General features: G+C 53.1%; 17 protein-coding genes, 1 tRNA gene and 1 pseudogene. 6 read left to right on the top strand and 13 right to left on the bottom strand.

What is annotated here, in order from left to right; genetic code table 11:
* Positions 1–900, bottom strand: a 900-nt coding sequence (locus L5470_RS12490) for an RNA-guided endonuclease TnpB family protein (RefSeq protein WP_499500159.1), incomplete at its 3' end; no start/stop codon positions are given.
* A gap of 95 nt (positions 901–995) precedes the next feature.
* Between L5470_RS12490 and L5470_RS12485 the strand changes: the two are divergent.
* From L5470_RS12485 to L5470_RS12475, 3 genes and pseudogenes are all read left to right on the top strand, one after another.
* Positions 996–1,616, top strand: a pseudogene (locus L5470_RS12485) (RNA-guided endonuclease InsQ/TnpB family protein); the annotation flags it as partial.
* 19 nt (positions 1,617–1,635) lie between these two features.
* Positions 1,636–1,830 (top strand): CorA family divalent cation transporter, encoded by a 195-nt coding sequence (locus L5470_RS12480; protein WP_257790500.1) that lies wholly within the window; start codon positions 1,636–1,638, stop codon positions 1,828–1,830.
* A 151-nt stretch (positions 1,831–1,981) separates the two neighbouring features.
* Positions 1,982–2,055: transfer RNA gene (locus tag L5470_RS12475), tRNA-Met, on the top strand.
* A gap of 29 nt (positions 2,056–2,084) precedes the next feature.
* Here the strand turns inward: L5470_RS12475 and L5470_RS12470 are convergent.
* The 3 genes from L5470_RS12470 to L5470_RS12460 are packed head-to-tail and all read right to left on the bottom strand — an operon-like array spanning position 2,085 to position 5,114.
* Entirely contained in the window at positions 2,085–2,774 is a 690-nt protein-coding gene (locus L5470_RS12470; protein WP_099798814.1) for a DevA family ABC transporter ATP-binding protein, read from the bottom strand.
* Between the two features lie 9 nt (positions 2,775–2,783).
* Positions 2,784–3,938: an ABC transporter permease DevC gene (gene devC / locus L5470_RS12465; RefSeq protein WP_099798815.1), complete on the bottom strand. Its 1,155-nt coding sequence runs from the start codon at positions 3,936–3,938 to the stop codon at positions 2,784–2,786.
* A 9-nt stretch (positions 3,939–3,947) separates the two neighbouring features.
* Positions 3,948–5,114, bottom strand: coding sequence for an ABC exporter membrane fusion protein (locus L5470_RS12460; RefSeq protein WP_499500158.1), 1,167 nt, complete (start codon positions 5,112–5,114; stop codon positions 3,948–3,950).
* Between the two features lie 246 nt (positions 5,115–5,360).
* Here L5470_RS12460 and L5470_RS12455 point away from each other — a divergent pair, with 246 nt between their 5' ends.
* Together L5470_RS12455 and lspA are read left to right on the top strand one after the other, a co-directional pair.
* Positions 5,361–6,440, top strand: coding sequence for an Mrp/NBP35 family ATP-binding protein (locus L5470_RS12455; protein ID WP_499500157.1), 1,080 nt, complete (start codon positions 5,361–5,363; stop codon positions 6,438–6,440).
* The gene (lspA, locus tag L5470_RS12450; RefSeq protein ID WP_499500156.1) at positions 6,437–6,907 is read left to right on the top strand and encodes a signal peptidase II; all 471 of its coding nucleotides are present in this window, start codon (positions 6,437–6,439) and stop codon (positions 6,905–6,907) included. Before L5470_RS12455 ends, lspA begins: the two co-directional genes overlap by 4 nt.
* A gap of 15 nt (positions 6,908–6,922) precedes the next feature.
* Here the strand turns inward: lspA and L5470_RS12445 are convergent, their stop codons facing one another.
* Genes L5470_RS12445 through L5470_RS12435 form a run of 3 tightly spaced genes read right to left on the bottom strand, consistent with a single transcriptional unit; the run spans position 6,923 to position 10,631 of the window.
* A complete protein-coding gene (locus tag L5470_RS12445) occupies positions 6,923–8,038 on the bottom strand; it encodes a metallophosphoesterase family protein (protein ID WP_499500155.1) in 1,116 nt (371 codons plus the stop codon).
* 8 nt (positions 8,039–8,046) lie between these two features.
* Positions 8,047–9,603, bottom strand: coding sequence for a bifunctional phosphoribosylaminoimidazolecarboxamide formyltransferase/IMP cyclohydrolase (gene purH, locus L5470_RS12440; RefSeq protein WP_499500154.1), 1,557 nt, complete (start codon positions 9,601–9,603; stop codon positions 8,047–8,049).
* A 38-nt stretch (positions 9,604–9,641) separates the two neighbouring features.
* Positions 9,642–10,631 (bottom strand): ribose-phosphate pyrophosphokinase, encoded by a 990-nt coding sequence (locus L5470_RS12435; RefSeq protein ID WP_099798821.1) that lies wholly within the window; start codon positions 10,629–10,631, stop codon positions 9,642–9,644.
* Positions 10,632–10,741: 110 nt separating this feature from the next.
* Here L5470_RS12435 and L5470_RS12430 point away from each other — a divergent pair, with 110 nt between their 5' ends.
* A complete protein-coding gene (locus tag L5470_RS12430) occupies positions 10,742–11,644 on the top strand; it encodes a carbohydrate ABC transporter permease (protein WP_227517287.1) in 903 nt (300 codons plus the stop codon).
* Here the strand turns inward: L5470_RS12430 and L5470_RS12425 are convergent.
* The 6 genes from L5470_RS12425 to L5470_RS12400 all read right to left on the bottom strand — a co-directional run bounded on the left by L5470_RS12425 (position 11,641) and on the right by L5470_RS12400 (position 13,754).
* Entirely contained in the window at positions 11,641–11,760 is a 120-nt protein-coding gene (locus L5470_RS12425; RefSeq protein WP_099798822.1) for a photosystem II reaction center protein J, read from the bottom strand. The two genes, L5470_RS12430 and L5470_RS12425, sit on opposite strands and share 4 nt — an antisense overlap.
* Before the next feature lie 49 nt (positions 11,761–11,809).
* Positions 11,810–11,923 (bottom strand): photosystem II reaction center protein PsbL, encoded by a 114-nt coding sequence (gene psbL / locus L5470_RS12420; RefSeq protein WP_099798823.1) that lies wholly within the window; start codon positions 11,921–11,923, stop codon positions 11,810–11,812.
* A gap of 14 nt (positions 11,924–11,937) precedes the next feature.
* On the bottom strand, positions 11,938–12,075 hold the full coding sequence (gene psbF / locus L5470_RS12415) for a cytochrome b559 subunit beta (RefSeq protein ID WP_099798824.1): 138 nt from the start codon (positions 12,073–12,075) through the stop codon (positions 11,938–11,940).
* 7 nt (positions 12,076–12,082) lie between these two features.
* Positions 12,083–12,337: a cytochrome b559 subunit alpha gene (psbE, locus tag L5470_RS12410; protein ID WP_099798825.1), complete on the bottom strand. Its 255-nt coding sequence runs from the start codon at positions 12,335–12,337 to the stop codon at positions 12,083–12,085.
* 95 nt (positions 12,338–12,432) lie between these two features.
* Positions 12,433–12,831 carry a nitrate reductase associated protein gene (locus tag L5470_RS12405; protein WP_499500153.1) on the bottom strand — a complete coding sequence of 133 codons (399 nt, stop codon included), beginning with the start codon at positions 12,829–12,831 and terminating at the stop codon, positions 12,433–12,435.
* A gap of 428 nt (positions 12,832–13,259) precedes the next feature.
* Positions 13,260–13,754 (bottom strand): TM2 domain-containing protein, encoded by a 495-nt coding sequence (locus L5470_RS12400; protein WP_099798827.1) that lies wholly within the window; start codon positions 13,752–13,754, stop codon positions 13,260–13,262.
* Positions 13,755–13,813 lie beyond the last annotated feature (59 nt).

The raw sequence follows: 13,813 nt of genomic DNA, 5'->3' as shown, positions 1-13,813 counted from the left end.
TGCCTTGTAGCTAATGAAGCTACGCAGTTGGTAAAACGCCCAACTGTTGGCACGCCTACGCTCTGTTTTAGAACGAGGTACTTGATTAGTGCGCTCCCGTATCCCTGTCAGGTCTTCCAAAGCAATAACACTGCCCGTTGCTTTTGCCCTTGCCACAATAGTCTTAGAAATGCAGTGGTTCACCCATGCCTGAAAGCGTCTCTCCCTGCCAGATAGCCGTTTCACCAGTTCCCGACATCTACGCCTAGAACTGCGTGTGCCTTTACTAGCCTTGTGCTGGAGTACCGCCCTCAATTTGGAGTAGTGGTCTCGTACCTTAGTTAACTGCTGTCCATGCCAGTTGTCTCCTTCCGATGTATGTGCAATGTCTGTCCTACCAAAGTCAACGCCCAAAACCCCATGTCCAGTCTGAGGTTCTGGCAATTCTTCCTTTACTTGGATGTGGATATAAAACTTACCATCTTTGCGTTTGCAGAGAGTGGCAGAAGTAGGCTTCTTGCCCTTGAGTTTTTCTATCTGGTAGTTACCCACCACTAAGGGAATGCGTTCCCGTCCGTTTAGGGTGGAGAGGCTAACGCATTGTTCTTTCGCTCTGTAGTCAAACAGGCGAGCATCATAATCCACAGAAGTAGCCCTGAATCCCTTAACCTTTCCCACCTTGCGGTTAGCGGCAACTCTGGCACAAGCCCTGACAGCCAAGTTAGCGGTTAAGCCGAATTGCTGTCGTACTGCTCTGTAAACTTCTTTCTGAATACGGTTCTTGTTAGTAATGCTGGGGCAAATGGTACTGTTGATGTATCTGCAAGCCTCAGCAAAGCCCTGCAGAACTTGGTCTAGCTTGACAATTTGCTCTGCAGTGGGATTTATTTGACAGACAATGGTCAGTATTTGCTGTGGCATGAGTTCATTTTATGCGCTTAAATGGTAATATGGCAACTGAAGTTGCTAAAGGAGCTTTCCTCCCCGCACTGAAGTACGGGGCTTCCAGCCCTACCCGATGTGAAATCGCTAAAACTAGTACCGATAAAGGTTGGGATGCTAAGCAGTTGAATCAAGTCCGAGATCATTTCGCCAAAGTGAGAGCATCGCTCCAGCAAAAAGCCTCGAAGGGCACACGGTCGAGTCGGCGTAGATGCCGACAAGTCCTGCAACGGCTGTCGGGGAGGGAGAGACGTTTTCAGCGATGGCTCAATCATTCCATCAGTGCATCCATCATTCGTGAAGCAAAACAACTCCATGCCATTGTTGCTATCGAGGATTTGACAGGCATTCGAGATAGAATCAACCAGCAACCGAGAAACACGACCGAGCGGAGACGGTCTAACAGCTGGGCGTTCTATCAGTTGCGACAATTCCTAGAATACAAGGGTATCAAGGAAGGAGTTGAGGTGGTTGCTGTACCMCCTGCCTATACCAGTCAAACCTGCCATTGTTGCTTTCATATTGGGTTGAGAACTGAAAAAAAGTTCAAGTGTGGGCATTGCGGATGGATTGGTGATGCAGACCTAAATGGAGCAATCAATATTGCGCTTTTGGGGCAGTCCGTAACGCTGCCTGGAGGCTCCTGGCTGGCTTGCGAGATAGCCGGAGGGCTACAGAAAGCCTCGCCCTTCTAGGGCGGGGAAGTTTACCTTCATTGTCGGCATCTATGGCATGAACTTTGATCCTGAAGTCTCGCCTTGGAATATGCCAGAACTACGTTGGTATTGGGGGTATCCCCTCTGCTGGGCAATCATGTTGGCGGTGGCTTCCAGCCTATTTGCTTTTTTTGGGCGCAAGGGCTGGTTCCAAAGTAGTACTGGCATTGATCCACCCGATTTGAATTGTTGATCGCTGATTTGCAGGTCAGCCCGTGTAGCTGTTCTAAGCCTATGCGGCATGGGGAATTCAAGCGGTCGGTAGAGAGCATCCCAACCCAACAGGAACGGTAGTTCCTTGCCATCTTTAGTGAAGATGCGTTATAGTAGATAAGCCAAGACGACGCGGGGTAGAGCAGTCTGGTAGCTCGTCGGGCTCATAACCCGAAGGTCCATGGTTCAAAYCCATGCCCCGCCATACATAACCTTTTGACACTAAACTGAACACTAAACTGAGAGTGTTGTTTCTGATAGGCGGCCATCTTCCATGTGGATCAGGCGATCGGCCACGTCTAGGATGCGGTTGTCGTGGGTCACAATTAGGATGGTGCAGCCCTGCTCCCGTGCTAGGTTGCGCATGATTTCCACCACATCCCGACCAGATTTTTTATCGAGGGCAGCCGTGGGTTCGTCAGCAAGCACAATTTTGGGATGCGCCACAAGGGCACGGGCGATCGCCACCCGCTGCTTTTGGCCGCCAGAGAGTTGGTGGGGATAGTAATCCAGATGATCTTGGAGGCCAACGGCGCAAAGCATTTCATCGACCCGCTTTTTCGCCTGTTTCGCTGAAACGTGAGGTTGCAGATCCATTGCCATCTGCACATTTTGGCGAGCCGTGAGAGCATGGAGCAAATTATGGCCTTGAAAGATGTAGCCTGTTTGGCGGCGGATTTGAATTTGCTGCTCAGTGGTAGAATGGCGCAGTTCTTGACCTAAAACGCGCAAGCTGCCTTCTTGAGCAGAGCGCAGGGCACCAATGAGGGTCAAGAGGGTTGTTTTGCCAGACCCTGACGGTCCTGTCATAATTACAATTTCACCCGCATCAATGTGGGCGGACAGATCAAAGAGTACCTGTTTGCGCAGATGACCATGGCCAAAGTAGTGGTTTAGCCCCTGAATACTGATCACTGGCTCCATTAGCGTCTCCTAGAAAATATCCGCCGGATCCGCTGCCTGCACCCGCCGCATGGCGATCGCCCCCGCTAGGGTACACATCGTAACGGTCAAGGTAAAGACAAGCGTTGCTCGCTCCAATGTCATCCACACCGGCAACGAGGTGGCATTGGCAATCACCGTATATAAAGCAAACGAAACAACAAAGCCCGGTAAAAAGCCAAGACAAGACAGAATCAGCGACTCTTGCATCACCACGCCATAAAAAAAGATATCGCGGTAGCCCATGGCTTTGAGGGTGGCATATTCTGCAAGGTGGTCGGTCACGTCGGTATAGAGGATTTGATAGACAATCACCGAACCAACAATAAACCCCATCAACGCACCAAGGGAAAAGATAAACCCAATGGAGGTACTCTTCTCCCAGTAGCTCCGCTCAAACTCAGCAAAATCGTTGCGGGTCATCACCAGCACATCGTTCCCCAAGGTTGCGCCAATTCGCTTCGCAAGTGCCTTGGCATCCACGCCGGGCTTAACTCGCACCAGCCCCACATCAATCAGGCCGGGGTTGCGATCCGGAAACATCCGTAAAAAATTAAGATCACTCGTGAGCAGATTACCATCTGCGCCAAAGTTCGCCCCCATGGTAAACAAACCCGCCACCTGAATGCGCCGCCCCGACACCTCTGTCGTGACAGGTTCACCGGTGCGGTACAGTTCGGGGATAGGACCAAATTCAGCCCGTGACTGGGCATCGAAGAGCACGTGATCCGATAGCTTCAGCGCATTTTGCCAACCCGGAGTATCCGACACCTGCAGTGCCATAGCCATTGGATCGACCCCAATCACCATTAGTTGACGGGTACTTTTGTTGATGGGGTTGCGCCAAAGACCAAAGCTTAGGTAGAGCGGCGAAATCGACTCTACTCCGTCAAAGCCTGCCGCTTGGAAGAGCCGTCGTCGCGGAAAGCTCTTCATCGCAATGAGGGCAGTGGACTGGGGGCTGATGAGGACAATATCAGTGTTGAGGCTTTCGTGGAACCGCACCGCTGCTTTGAATAGGGCATCGCGAAAGCCAAACTGCATCAGCATGAGCACAACGGCAAAGGCAATGCCAGCGATCGCCACCAAGAGACGAATGCGCTCGCGAATAAGTTGTAGCCAAGCAAGGGGAATCGCAAAAATCATGGGTGTGCCTCAGGAGCGCGGATCAATCGCAACTTCCACCTGCATATTCGTTAGCCCCGCTACAGGTTTACTCTCCGCTAAGCGCACCCTGACCTCCACCACCCGTACATCCGTATCGGCAGCCGGATCAGTCCCTGTCAGGTCATTCTTGGCCACCAACAATCCCACACGGGTCACCTCGCCGGCAATCGGTGCAGCAAGGGCGCTACTGCGAATTTCCGCCCGCTGTCCCACTCGCACTCGCGGCACATCTGTTTCGTAAACCTCCGCAACGGCGTACATTTGATCCGTGTTACCTAGTTCCAGAATGCCTTTGTCGTTAATGTTTTCCCCCGCTCGCGTATGAATCCGTAGCACAGTGCCATTCCGGGGTGCCCGGATAGTGGCGCGCTCTAAACGGGCTTCTGCGAGTTCTAAATTACGCTCCGCCGACAGTAGTTGCACTTGGGTTTGCACCCGCCCTAGGTTCGCTTGAGCCGCTTCCACCTGAGCCGTTGCAGTGGCCAGTTCAGTCCGTCGCTCCTGTTGCAAGCGCACAAGGTTGGCCTGGGCATTGCGGAGTTCTTCTTGCAGCGTGCGGACTCGGATGGCACGATCATCCAGATCCTGTTGGGACACTGCACCGTCACTAAAAAGCTGCCGAAAGCGCTGATATTCACGATCGGCGGTGTCGAGTTCAGCAGTGATCCGCTGGAGCGTGGCTTGCTGCGCCTGAATTTCCGCAAGCTTGGGTTCATTGACCCGCTCACGCCGTGCCTGAGCTTCACCAATTTCGGCTCTTGCTAAACGGGTTTCGGCATCAAACCGCAATCGTGCTTCTTGAAGCTGACTGGCGGCCAAATCCCGCTCCGCTTTGCGCTCAGGATAGGTATCTAGGTAGGCTAGCACTTGACCCGCAACGACCCGATCGCCCTCCTGAACCAAGAGTTGTCCCAAGCGTTCGGTCATGGCGGGGGCACTGACGGCAATCACCTCCCCCTCCGGTTCTAAGCGGCCTAGGGCAGTAATGCGATCGCTGACAGGGCTGGGAAGTGCTGCTGAGGTGGCCTCATCTTGGGCAGAGCGGCGTAACTGCTGCCAATAGCTCACACTGATGCCGATACTTACCAAGCCGAGAGCGATCGCCCCACCGATGAGCCATGGACGACCGACGCGAAATGGAAACGGCTGTCCCATTGGAGCACCCTCAACTGATCCAGGGCAAAAAGGCCACTAGCGTTATTCAATCTTAATACATCCGCCCCTCTTTGTTAAGGAATAATAAGTCCCTCGCACCTGTGACCTGCATTTAGCCTGACTCAGGAAAACCCATAGATGAAACCTTGGGTACAGGAGCTTGAATCAGCAATTGACCATCGCTAAGGCGATCGGCAACCAATGGTACGATCGCTCTACACACATCATTCATTCCAAGTATCGTTCATGAGCGCCCCCCTCACCATCGACTCTGTACTCGCTGTTTTGCGCCCTGTGGAAGACCCAGAGCTGCGGCGATCCCTTGTGGAACTGAATATGATCCGCGATGTACAGATCACGGATGGTCGGGTGCAGTTTACCCTTGTCCTCACAACTCCTGCGTGCCCACTGCGGGAGTTTATTGTGGAAGACTGCAAAAAAGCCGTGTTCACCTTGCCAGGGGTCATGGCGGTAGATGTGACGGTTACAGCAGAAACGCCTCAGCAAAAAAGCCTACCGGATCGTACCGATGTGACAGGGGTGAAAAACATTATTGCCGTCTCCAGTGGCAAAGGGGGGGTGGGCAAAAGCACCGTTGCGGTTAATTTGGCGGTGGCCTTGGCGCAAGCCGGCGCTAAGGTAGGCATTATTGATGCCGATATTTATGGCCCCAACGTCCCCACAATGCTAGGCCTCGAAAATGCCATTGTCGAAGTCCGTAAGGAGGCCAGCGGTGATGTGTTGCTCCCTCCAGTGGCCCATGGCCTCAAAGTAGTCTCCATGGCCTTTTTAATTGATCGCGATCAGCCAGTGATCTGGCGTGGCCCCATGCTTAACGGCATTATTCGCCAATTCCTTTACCAGAGTGATTGGGGGAACCTCGACTATCTCATCGTCGATTTACCCCCTGGTACCGGCGATGCCCAGCTCACCCTTGCCCAAGCGGTACCCATGGCCGGTGTGGTCATTGTCACAACCCCTCAAACCGTCGCCTTAGGCGATGCCCGCCGCGGCCTACGCATGTTTCAGCAGTTAGGGGTCGCGGTGCTGGGGCTGGTGGAAAACATGAGCTATTTTATTCCGCCGGACTTACCCAATCGGCGCTACGATATTTTTGGCACCGGTGGCGGAGATGCCCTTGCCGCTGAACTGGGCGTGCCTCTCCTAGGCCAAGTTCCCCTTGAACTAACGGTGCGCGAAGGCGGGGATGTTGGCCTGCCGATTCTAATCAACCATCCCGACTCTGCCTCAGCCCAAGCCCTACGGGCGATCGCCCAGCAGGTGGCAGCACGAGTCTCGGTCGCCGCCCTCAGTGCAGTGGGATGAAGGCAAAAAAGTTAAAAAATGCCAATTTTTGGTGGGCTGCGCTGCTGTGTTTGGGGCTGGATCGCCTCACCAAGGCTTGGGTTGTTGCCAATTACGCCTTAACAGCCCCGCCGCAAACAACCCCCATCCTCCCCGGCATCGTTCACATTACCTACGTCACCAATACAGGGGCTGCCTTTAGCCTGTTTGCCAATGGGAGCCTCTGGCTGCGCTGGTTATCGCTGCTAGTTAGTTTACTTCTCATCGCGTGGGCTATCTGGGGGCCTCACCTCAACCGCTGGCAGCAGGTGGGCTACGGTTGCTTACTGGGCGGTGCCCTCGGCAATGGAATTGATCGCTTCTTGACTGGTGAGGTGGTGGACTTTTTAGACTTGCGCTGGATTCAGTTTCCGGTGTTCAATATTGCCGACATTGCCATCAATATCGGTATTCTCTGCCTACTGTGGTCCGCATGGCGGCAATCATGAGTGACTTTGAAGGTTTCAACGAGTACTGTAGCCACTGCTCACCACAAATGTTGTATTGTTATCACTCAACTGCGGAAAACTAGGGGGTGGGCAATGGTTAAATTGGCCAAAGTAGGCATCCAAGGGGGGTGGCAAGGGTGGTAACGTGACTTGGGTGTCACCCTTGGCAATGTCTGGCCAGAGAGTCGAGAGCGGCTTGGCTAAGGCAGTCGCTTGCCCTTCAGGGAGGTTAAAGGGCGGTAGCATTAAAAACCGTGCCATAAACCCAGCCCCCCGTTGCAGCATCCACTCGCGTGACTGTGCAGCCAAATTGGGATAGGCTGCTAAGGATTCAATACAGAAGGATTCCMCCTGTMCCTGCCATTGACCATGCTCGGTTTCAGTTAAGGTGAGGCGGCGGTAGGGGTGGGGGTAGCTGACTAAGGCACCCGTTGTGAGGTCAAACACACCATCAGCATAGGCAATATCCTGAATGTGCAGGTGGCCAGTTAACACCAGTGAGACACCAGCGCGTTGCAGAAGGGTGTGTAGGGCTAGGCGGTTCTTGAGGAGGTATCGCTGCCCCATTGGACTTTGGCTTTGTTGCGGCCAATGCTCTAAGAGGTTATGGTGCACCATCACCAGCCGTAAGCCAGCAAAGGGCTGAGCCAACAGTTCCTGAAGCCATTGAAGTTGCTGGCAATCTAACTCGCCCAGTTGCTGACCTATAGGGCTAAACTGGTTCGAGTTTAAGGCAACGAGTTGTATGTTTTTGCTAAGGTGGGTGACGTAATAGTGTGTGCTTCTCTGGCCGTACCCTGCATGGGCATAATACTGGGGAAACTCAGCCCAGCCAATGCGGCCTGCGCTCGCCACAGGTCGGGGAACATCATGATTGCCCGGAATCACATAGGCGGGAATGGGCAGGGTTCGTAAGTATGCCTGCAACCACTGATGATTAGCCACCTCGCCATCTCGGGTGAGGTCTCCCGGCAGGAGCAGCGCGTCTATACCGCGCTCTAGCAAATCAGTAACGGCGGCTTCAAACGCTGGAATACTGATGGTGTAAAGAAAGAGGGGGAGGTGATCTGTCGGAATGGTCTCCGGCAAGGCAATGTGTGGGTCGCTAATGATACCGAGGCGCAATACCATCCCCACTCCTAGTGACGAAAGTGTCGCTGACCGGTAAAGACCATGGCAATACCGGCTTCATTGGCCGCTTGAATGGAGTCGTGATCCCGCAAGCTACCGCCAGGTTGAATAATGGCGGCAATCCCTGCTAAGGCCGCTGCCTGTACGGAGTCGGCAAAGGGGAAAAAGCCATCACTGGCTAGCACTCCCCCCCGCGCTGCCTCGCCCGCATCGGCAAGGGCAATTTGCACGGCTCCCACCCGATTGGTTTGGCCGGCGCCAATGCCTTGGGTTTGGCGATCGCGACTCACGACAATGGCATTGGACTTCACATGCTTGACCACCTTCCAAGCAAAGAGGAGTTCCGCCATCAGTTCCGGGGCTGGTTCCGCTGCTGTCATGACCTGCCATGTGTCTGGTTCAATAGGCATCGGGCGAATATCTTGGACTAAAAATCCGCCAGCAATGGTTTGAATGGCTGTTTCCGGTGCCTCAGTCAGATCGCTGAGGGTCAGTACCCGTAGCTTGGGCTTTGTTTTTAGGATGGGGAGTGCCTCTGGCTCACACCCAGGAGCTACAACGCATTCTAAGAAGGTACCGGTAAGGGCTTTGGCGGTGGCGGCATCAATGGGTTGGTTGAGAGCGACAATGCCGCCAAAGGCAGAGACACTATCGGCAGCAAAGGCACGCTCATAGGCCTCAAGGAGGGTGTTCCCCTCCGCAACCCCACAGGGGTTGGTGTGTTTGATGATCGCCACTGCTGGGGTATTGGTCTGGGTAAATTCGCTAATGATAGCGCGGGCGGCTTCAAGGTCAAGGAGGTTGTTATAGCTGAGTTCTTTTCCTTGGCATAGCTCGGCGGCAGACCAGCCCCTAGGCGCTGTGCCAGTCATATACCATGCGGCGACTTGGTGTGGGTTTTCGCCATAGCGCAGCACTTGTTTTTGTTGGCCACTGAGATGAAAGACGGCTGGTAGATGAATTCCCTTAGAAGGTGGCATGGCAATTTGCTGCAAGTAGGTGGCGATCGCCTGATCGTAGCTGGCCGTAAGCACAAAGGCACGTTGGGCACACTCTAAGCGATACTCCAGTCGGGGCTGCTTGTACAGGCGTAATTCGTGAAGATAGCTGTCGTACTGGCTCGGGTGGACTAACACCGTGGTGTGAGCATAGTTTTTGGCCGCTGCTCGTACTAGGGTAGGCCCGCCAATATCAATTTGCTCGATCGCCTCTGCTACTGTAATGTTGGGCTGCGCAATGGTCTCGGCAAAGGGATAGAGATTCACCACGACCAAATCAATGGGGTCGATCCTGTGCTCAGCCAGATCTGCTAAATCCTCGGGGCGATCGCGGCGAGCGAGGATACCACCATGAATTTTAGGATGAAGGGTTTTAACCCGCCCCCCCAAGATTTCTGGGGCAGCGGTGTACTCGGCAACGGCGGTCACGGGAATGCCCGCCGCCGCTAGAGTTTTTGCAGTGCCCCCACTGCTGAGGAGCGTAAAGCCAAACTCCTGTACCAATGCCGCAGCAAAGTCCGTCACTCCAGTTTTATCACTGGTACTGAGTAAGGCAATGCGCCCCACGCCGTGTCCCTCCAATGGCAACGTCTAGACAATTCATCCTAGCGGAACATGCTGCTGACAGAGCTATCTTCATGGACACGCCAAATCGTTTCCCCAAGAATACTGGCCACCGACAGCACCGTTAATTGCTCAAACCGCTGAGTTTCTGGTACCGGAATTGTATTGGTGACAATGACTTCCTCAAAATCGCCCCCCTGCAATCGTTCAATGGCTGGTGGCGAAAATACTGCGTGGGTCGCACAGGCATACACCTCCTTTGCTCCCTCCCGTCGCAGTAGCCGTGCCCCTTCCAAAATGGTGCCCGCCGTATCAATCATGTCATCTACCAGTATTGCGGTTTTCCCCTTAACATCCCCAACCACATTCATCACTTCGGCCACATTATGGGATTGGCGACGCTTGTCAATAATGGCTAGGGGGGCATCGTCCAGCTTGTTAGCAAAGGCACGGGCACGAGCCACCCCGCCCACATCCGGTGAGACCACCACAATGTCTTCGAGGTTTTTACTGCGCAGGTAATCTAAGATCACTGGCGAGCCATATACATGATCCACCGGAATATCAAAATAGCCTTGAATTTGTGCCGAGTGCAGATCCATTGCTAAAACGCGACTTGCCCCTGCTTGGGTAATCAGGTTGGCCACCAACTTGGCCGTAATGGACTCACGCCCAGCGGTTTTGCGATCGGCTCGGGCATAGCCATAGTAAGGAATGACCGCGGTGACTTGTCGTGCCGACGCACGGCGGCAGGCATCCACCATGATCAATAGTTCCATGAGATGGTCGTTCACCGGATGGCAGCAGGGCTGAATGAGGTACACATCACAGCCGCGAATGGATTCCTGAATCTGCACATACAGCTCGCCATCCGCAAATCGCTTCCGTACCATTGGGCCTAAGTCAATGCCAAGGTAGCGGGCAATTTCTTGAGCGAGGGGAATGTTGGCAGAACCAGCGAAAAGCTTTAGGCGACTGTGGTCGGCAATGTAAGAGGGAGTTGTAACGGGCAGTGGAACAGTGCGAATCACAGCATCTCCCCAAGATGGCGTGCATTTTATGTGATCTTATCATTTTCGATTTCGAGCGCGTCCCCCCTAAGATTGAATTTATGACAGCATTCGTTTGGGGAGCATAACATTTGCAGCAGCGGCGATCGCAATTCCCCCAAATGGGGGATGTTTTCCACGGCTCGACACTAGCAGCATGGCTGTTTCTGTTGCCTGCTGTGGGTCTTCTGACGCTCTTTGTCTTTGCGCCAATTGTGTACGTTATCTATTTGAGTTTTACCAGTGGCAGCTTGACTCAAGGGGGTATGGCTTGGGTCGGTGGGCAAAACTATCAACGGCTCTTCCAAAGTCCCGATTTTTGGCAAGTTGTGGGCAATACCCTGTACTTTACAGGGGCGACAGTGCTGCCTACCATCTTGATGCCGCTGGCCTTAGCCGTGGGGCTGAATCAGACAGTCTTTGGCCGCAGTCTTTTACGCACTGCTTACTTTTTGCCGACAGTGACCTCGATTGTGGCCGCTGGCTTGGGTTTTCGCTGGTTGTTTCAAACCGATGGGTTAGTCAATCATCTTCTTGCGGCGCTGGGAATGCCGGCGATTGCATGGCTCAGTGATCCAAGCTGGGCAATGCCGGTGCTCATTCTCCTGAGTAGTTGGAAACAACTGGGCTTTAACCTTGTTGTATTTTTAGCAGGCTTGCAAACCATCCCCGGCGATCGCTACGAAGCTGCCCTTTTAGATGGTGCCAACCCATGGCAACAATTTCGTTACATTACCCTACCGGGGTTGCAGCCAACCCTCATCCTTGTTTTGGTGACCACCACCATCTTTACCCTGCGTAGCTTTGAGCAAGTCTATGTCGTAACCGGTGGCGGCCCCCTGAATACAACAAACCTGTTGGTATTTTATATTTACCAACAGGCTTTTGCGTTCTTTGACATTGGCTATGCGGCCGCCGCAGCTACGGTGCTTTTGGTCGTCACCCTTGGCTTGACGTGGTTGCAGCTACGCGCCCGCCAAGACCCTCACTCCTAGAGTGAGGAGCCTAACCCTGCGTAGGCACCATAGAAAAATAGGCCAACAATGACAATGACCCCCATTCCGGCCACTGTGGCAACGACCCACAGGGGAATGCGCCCACCTTCAGACATTGTGACATCCTCCTAAGCGATAAATGATGATCACGATCTAATGAATTAGTTAGTTAAAGAAATAGCTAGAAAACAATAGTGCTAAGACAAACACCAGCAGCAGCCCTAAGTATAGGGATGTGCGGTTCAGTTCAACCGGTTGACGATTTGGGTTCGGTTCCATGGGAGCACCTTCTGCTAACGTTGAATGAATTGCATGGCCGCGATCGCCCCCAAAAAGAAAATGGTGGGCACGGCCAAGGTGTGAACGGCCAACCAGCGGACCGTAAAAATAGGATAGGAAACAGGTTCTTGGTTCGGTGTATTACTGGTCATAGCAATCCTACTTTAATTGTTGTAAAAATGTTTCAACTTGTTGTTTGCTTTCAAAGCGGTCAGTAACGAGGGGAATCGTCCGCTGCTCTTGGGCAAAGTAGCTATCGGGGCGCGGCGTTCCAAACACATCGTAGGCCAAACCGGTGCTGACAAACAGCCAGCCAGCAATAAACAATGCCGGAATAGTGATGCTATGAATCACCCAATAGCGGACGCTTGTAATAATGTCGGAAAATGGTCGTTCTCCTGTCGTTCCAGCCACGTTGAGATGCCTCCAAAGTGTCAAAAAAGCAAATGGTACTATCCATGATACGCAAGTAAGGGAATCCTCACAATCGGATCTTTTTACCCTCATGCCTAAGCTAACCCAAACTCTTGTAGAGCAGGCCAAAAATTACGATTTTCATGGCCAGGTTGGCTCAGTTTCACGAGGGCAAAGCGTTGTAAATCAGTCAGCGCCGCCCATTTTTCTGTTGTGAGGGTGTGGTGACTGACGGTTGTCAACTGCTGCTGTACGGTATCGGGAATTTCACTAGTGACCTGCCACACAAAGGTGTCAGGCACCTCCAGATCATTGGGGGGAGCACCATGGCTTTGGGTAACCCACTCCCGCAGTTGCTCTCGATAGTGTTCCTTTTCTGCAGGGCGATCGCAGGGCGTGCTAACCAGCCATTGCCGCTGTTCGTGGGATAGCTGATGCCAGTGAATTAGCTTGAGCTTCACGCCACAGAGATCGAGCTTGTAGCGAACAATCATGGGAATACATCGCAAGGAGGCAGTAAACTCGGCCTCAAAATCAAAGAAGCAAGACATTACCAGACGCTCTCGATAAAAACCGCTCTTCTCCCCCAAGGCAGGGGATTCCTAAAACTCACGCTTTAGGGTGCTGATTGTTTCCATTATCACGCCCCAGTGGTGCCTAGGAGGGTACGCATCGACTGGGGGTTGCCATGGATTTCCGGCGCGGTGCCTCTATCAAGGGTTTGATTGAGTACATCAGGAATCAAGAAAAGCCGTCCTGAAGGACGGGGCTTGCATCGCAATGGGTTTGATCACCTCGGCGATCGCGGTAACCTCCGCAGCAGTGTCCTCTCGAATCACTATAGGACGACTCATCAGAGCACCAAGCAGCTAGCACGACGTATCCTTGCGACGTTTGGGGGAGTGCCTGTACCAACGGGGAGCTAAATATCAAAGCGATAGCGCACAGCTCCAGTTTCTGGATCGTTAAACACGGTTGCGTAGCCTACTCGCTGTGCTTCGAATAATAGCTCTTCAATCGTTTGGGCATCAAGTTGGGTATATAGGGCTGCTTGGGCAGCAGAGAGCACTCCACCATGATCTTTAGCGGCTTGGAGAAGACGGAGCATTGGGCTAGGGGTGTCTTCGGTGAGCCACTCCTGCGACCGGAGATAGCGTCCCCGCAAGTACGTATTGCGGTGAGCAACCATACCCGGAATTAAAACTAAGTCTAAGAACTGCCCAACGCCACAAAAGCCAAAGGTGATTAAGTACAAAACACCCATAATTGGCTGGCCGACGTAAAACCGCTGGATGCCACAGAGACCAAATAAACTCAAGCACCACAGGAGATAGGCAACCCATACCTTCAAGAAGTGAGGCTGGGGCACCCCTTGACTTGATTGCGGTGTGTTTTGGTAGTGCAGTGTTTGCGGCATTTTTACGTCACTGATGCATCCATAAACTATCTTAACGACTTAGCTAAATCGGCGGGAAG

This window comes from Synechococcus sp. PCC 6717, from assembly GCF_022698185.1.
Taxonomy (GTDB): domain Bacteria; phylum Cyanobacteriota; class Cyanobacteriia; order Thermosynechococcales; family Thermosynechococcaceae; genus Thermosynechococcus; species Thermosynechococcus lividus.
This window is presented reverse-complemented; position numbering and strand designations above follow the sequence as displayed.

What these genes read in the sequence shown, in the direction of transcription:
- L5470_RS12470 (WP_099798814.1), bottom strand. Translation starts at nt 2,774, where the DNA reads ATGGAGCCAGTGATCAGTATTCAGGGGCTAAACCACTACTTTGGCCAT.
- devC (WP_099798815.1), bottom strand. Translation starts at nt 3,938, where the DNA reads ATGATTTTTGCGATTCCCCTTGCTTGGCTACAACTTATTCGCGAGCGC.
- L5470_RS12460 (WP_499500158.1), bottom strand. Translation starts at nt 5,114, where the DNA reads ATGGGACAGCCGTTTCCATTTCGCGTCGGTCGTCCATGGCTCATCGGT.
- L5470_RS12455 (WP_499500157.1), top strand. Translation starts at nt 5,361, where the DNA reads ATGAGCGCCCCCCTCACCATCGACTCTGTACTCGCTGTTTTGCGCCCT.
- lspA (WP_499500156.1), top strand. Translation starts at nt 6,437, where the DNA reads ATGAAGGCAAAAAAGTTAAAAAATGCCAATTTTTGGTGGGCTGCGCTG.
- L5470_RS12425 (WP_099798822.1), bottom strand. Translation starts at nt 11,760, where the DNA reads ATGTCTGAAGGTGGGCGCATTCCCCTGTGGGTCGTTGCCACAGTGGCC.
- psbL (WP_099798823.1), bottom strand. Translation starts at nt 11,923, where the DNA reads ATGGAACCGAACCCAAATCGTCAACCGGTTGAACTGAACCGCACATCC.
- psbF (WP_099798824.1), bottom strand. Translation starts at nt 12,075, where the DNA reads ATGACCAGTAATACACCGAACCAAGAACCTGTTTCCTATCCTATTTTT.
- L5470_RS12405 (WP_499500153.1), bottom strand. Translation starts at nt 12,831, where the DNA reads ATGATTGTTCGCTACAAGCTCGATCTCTGTGGCGTGAAGCTCAAGCTA.
- L5470_RS12400 (WP_099798827.1), bottom strand. Translation starts at nt 13,754, where the DNA reads ATGCCGCAAACACTGCACTACCAAAACACACCGCAATCAAGTCAAGGG.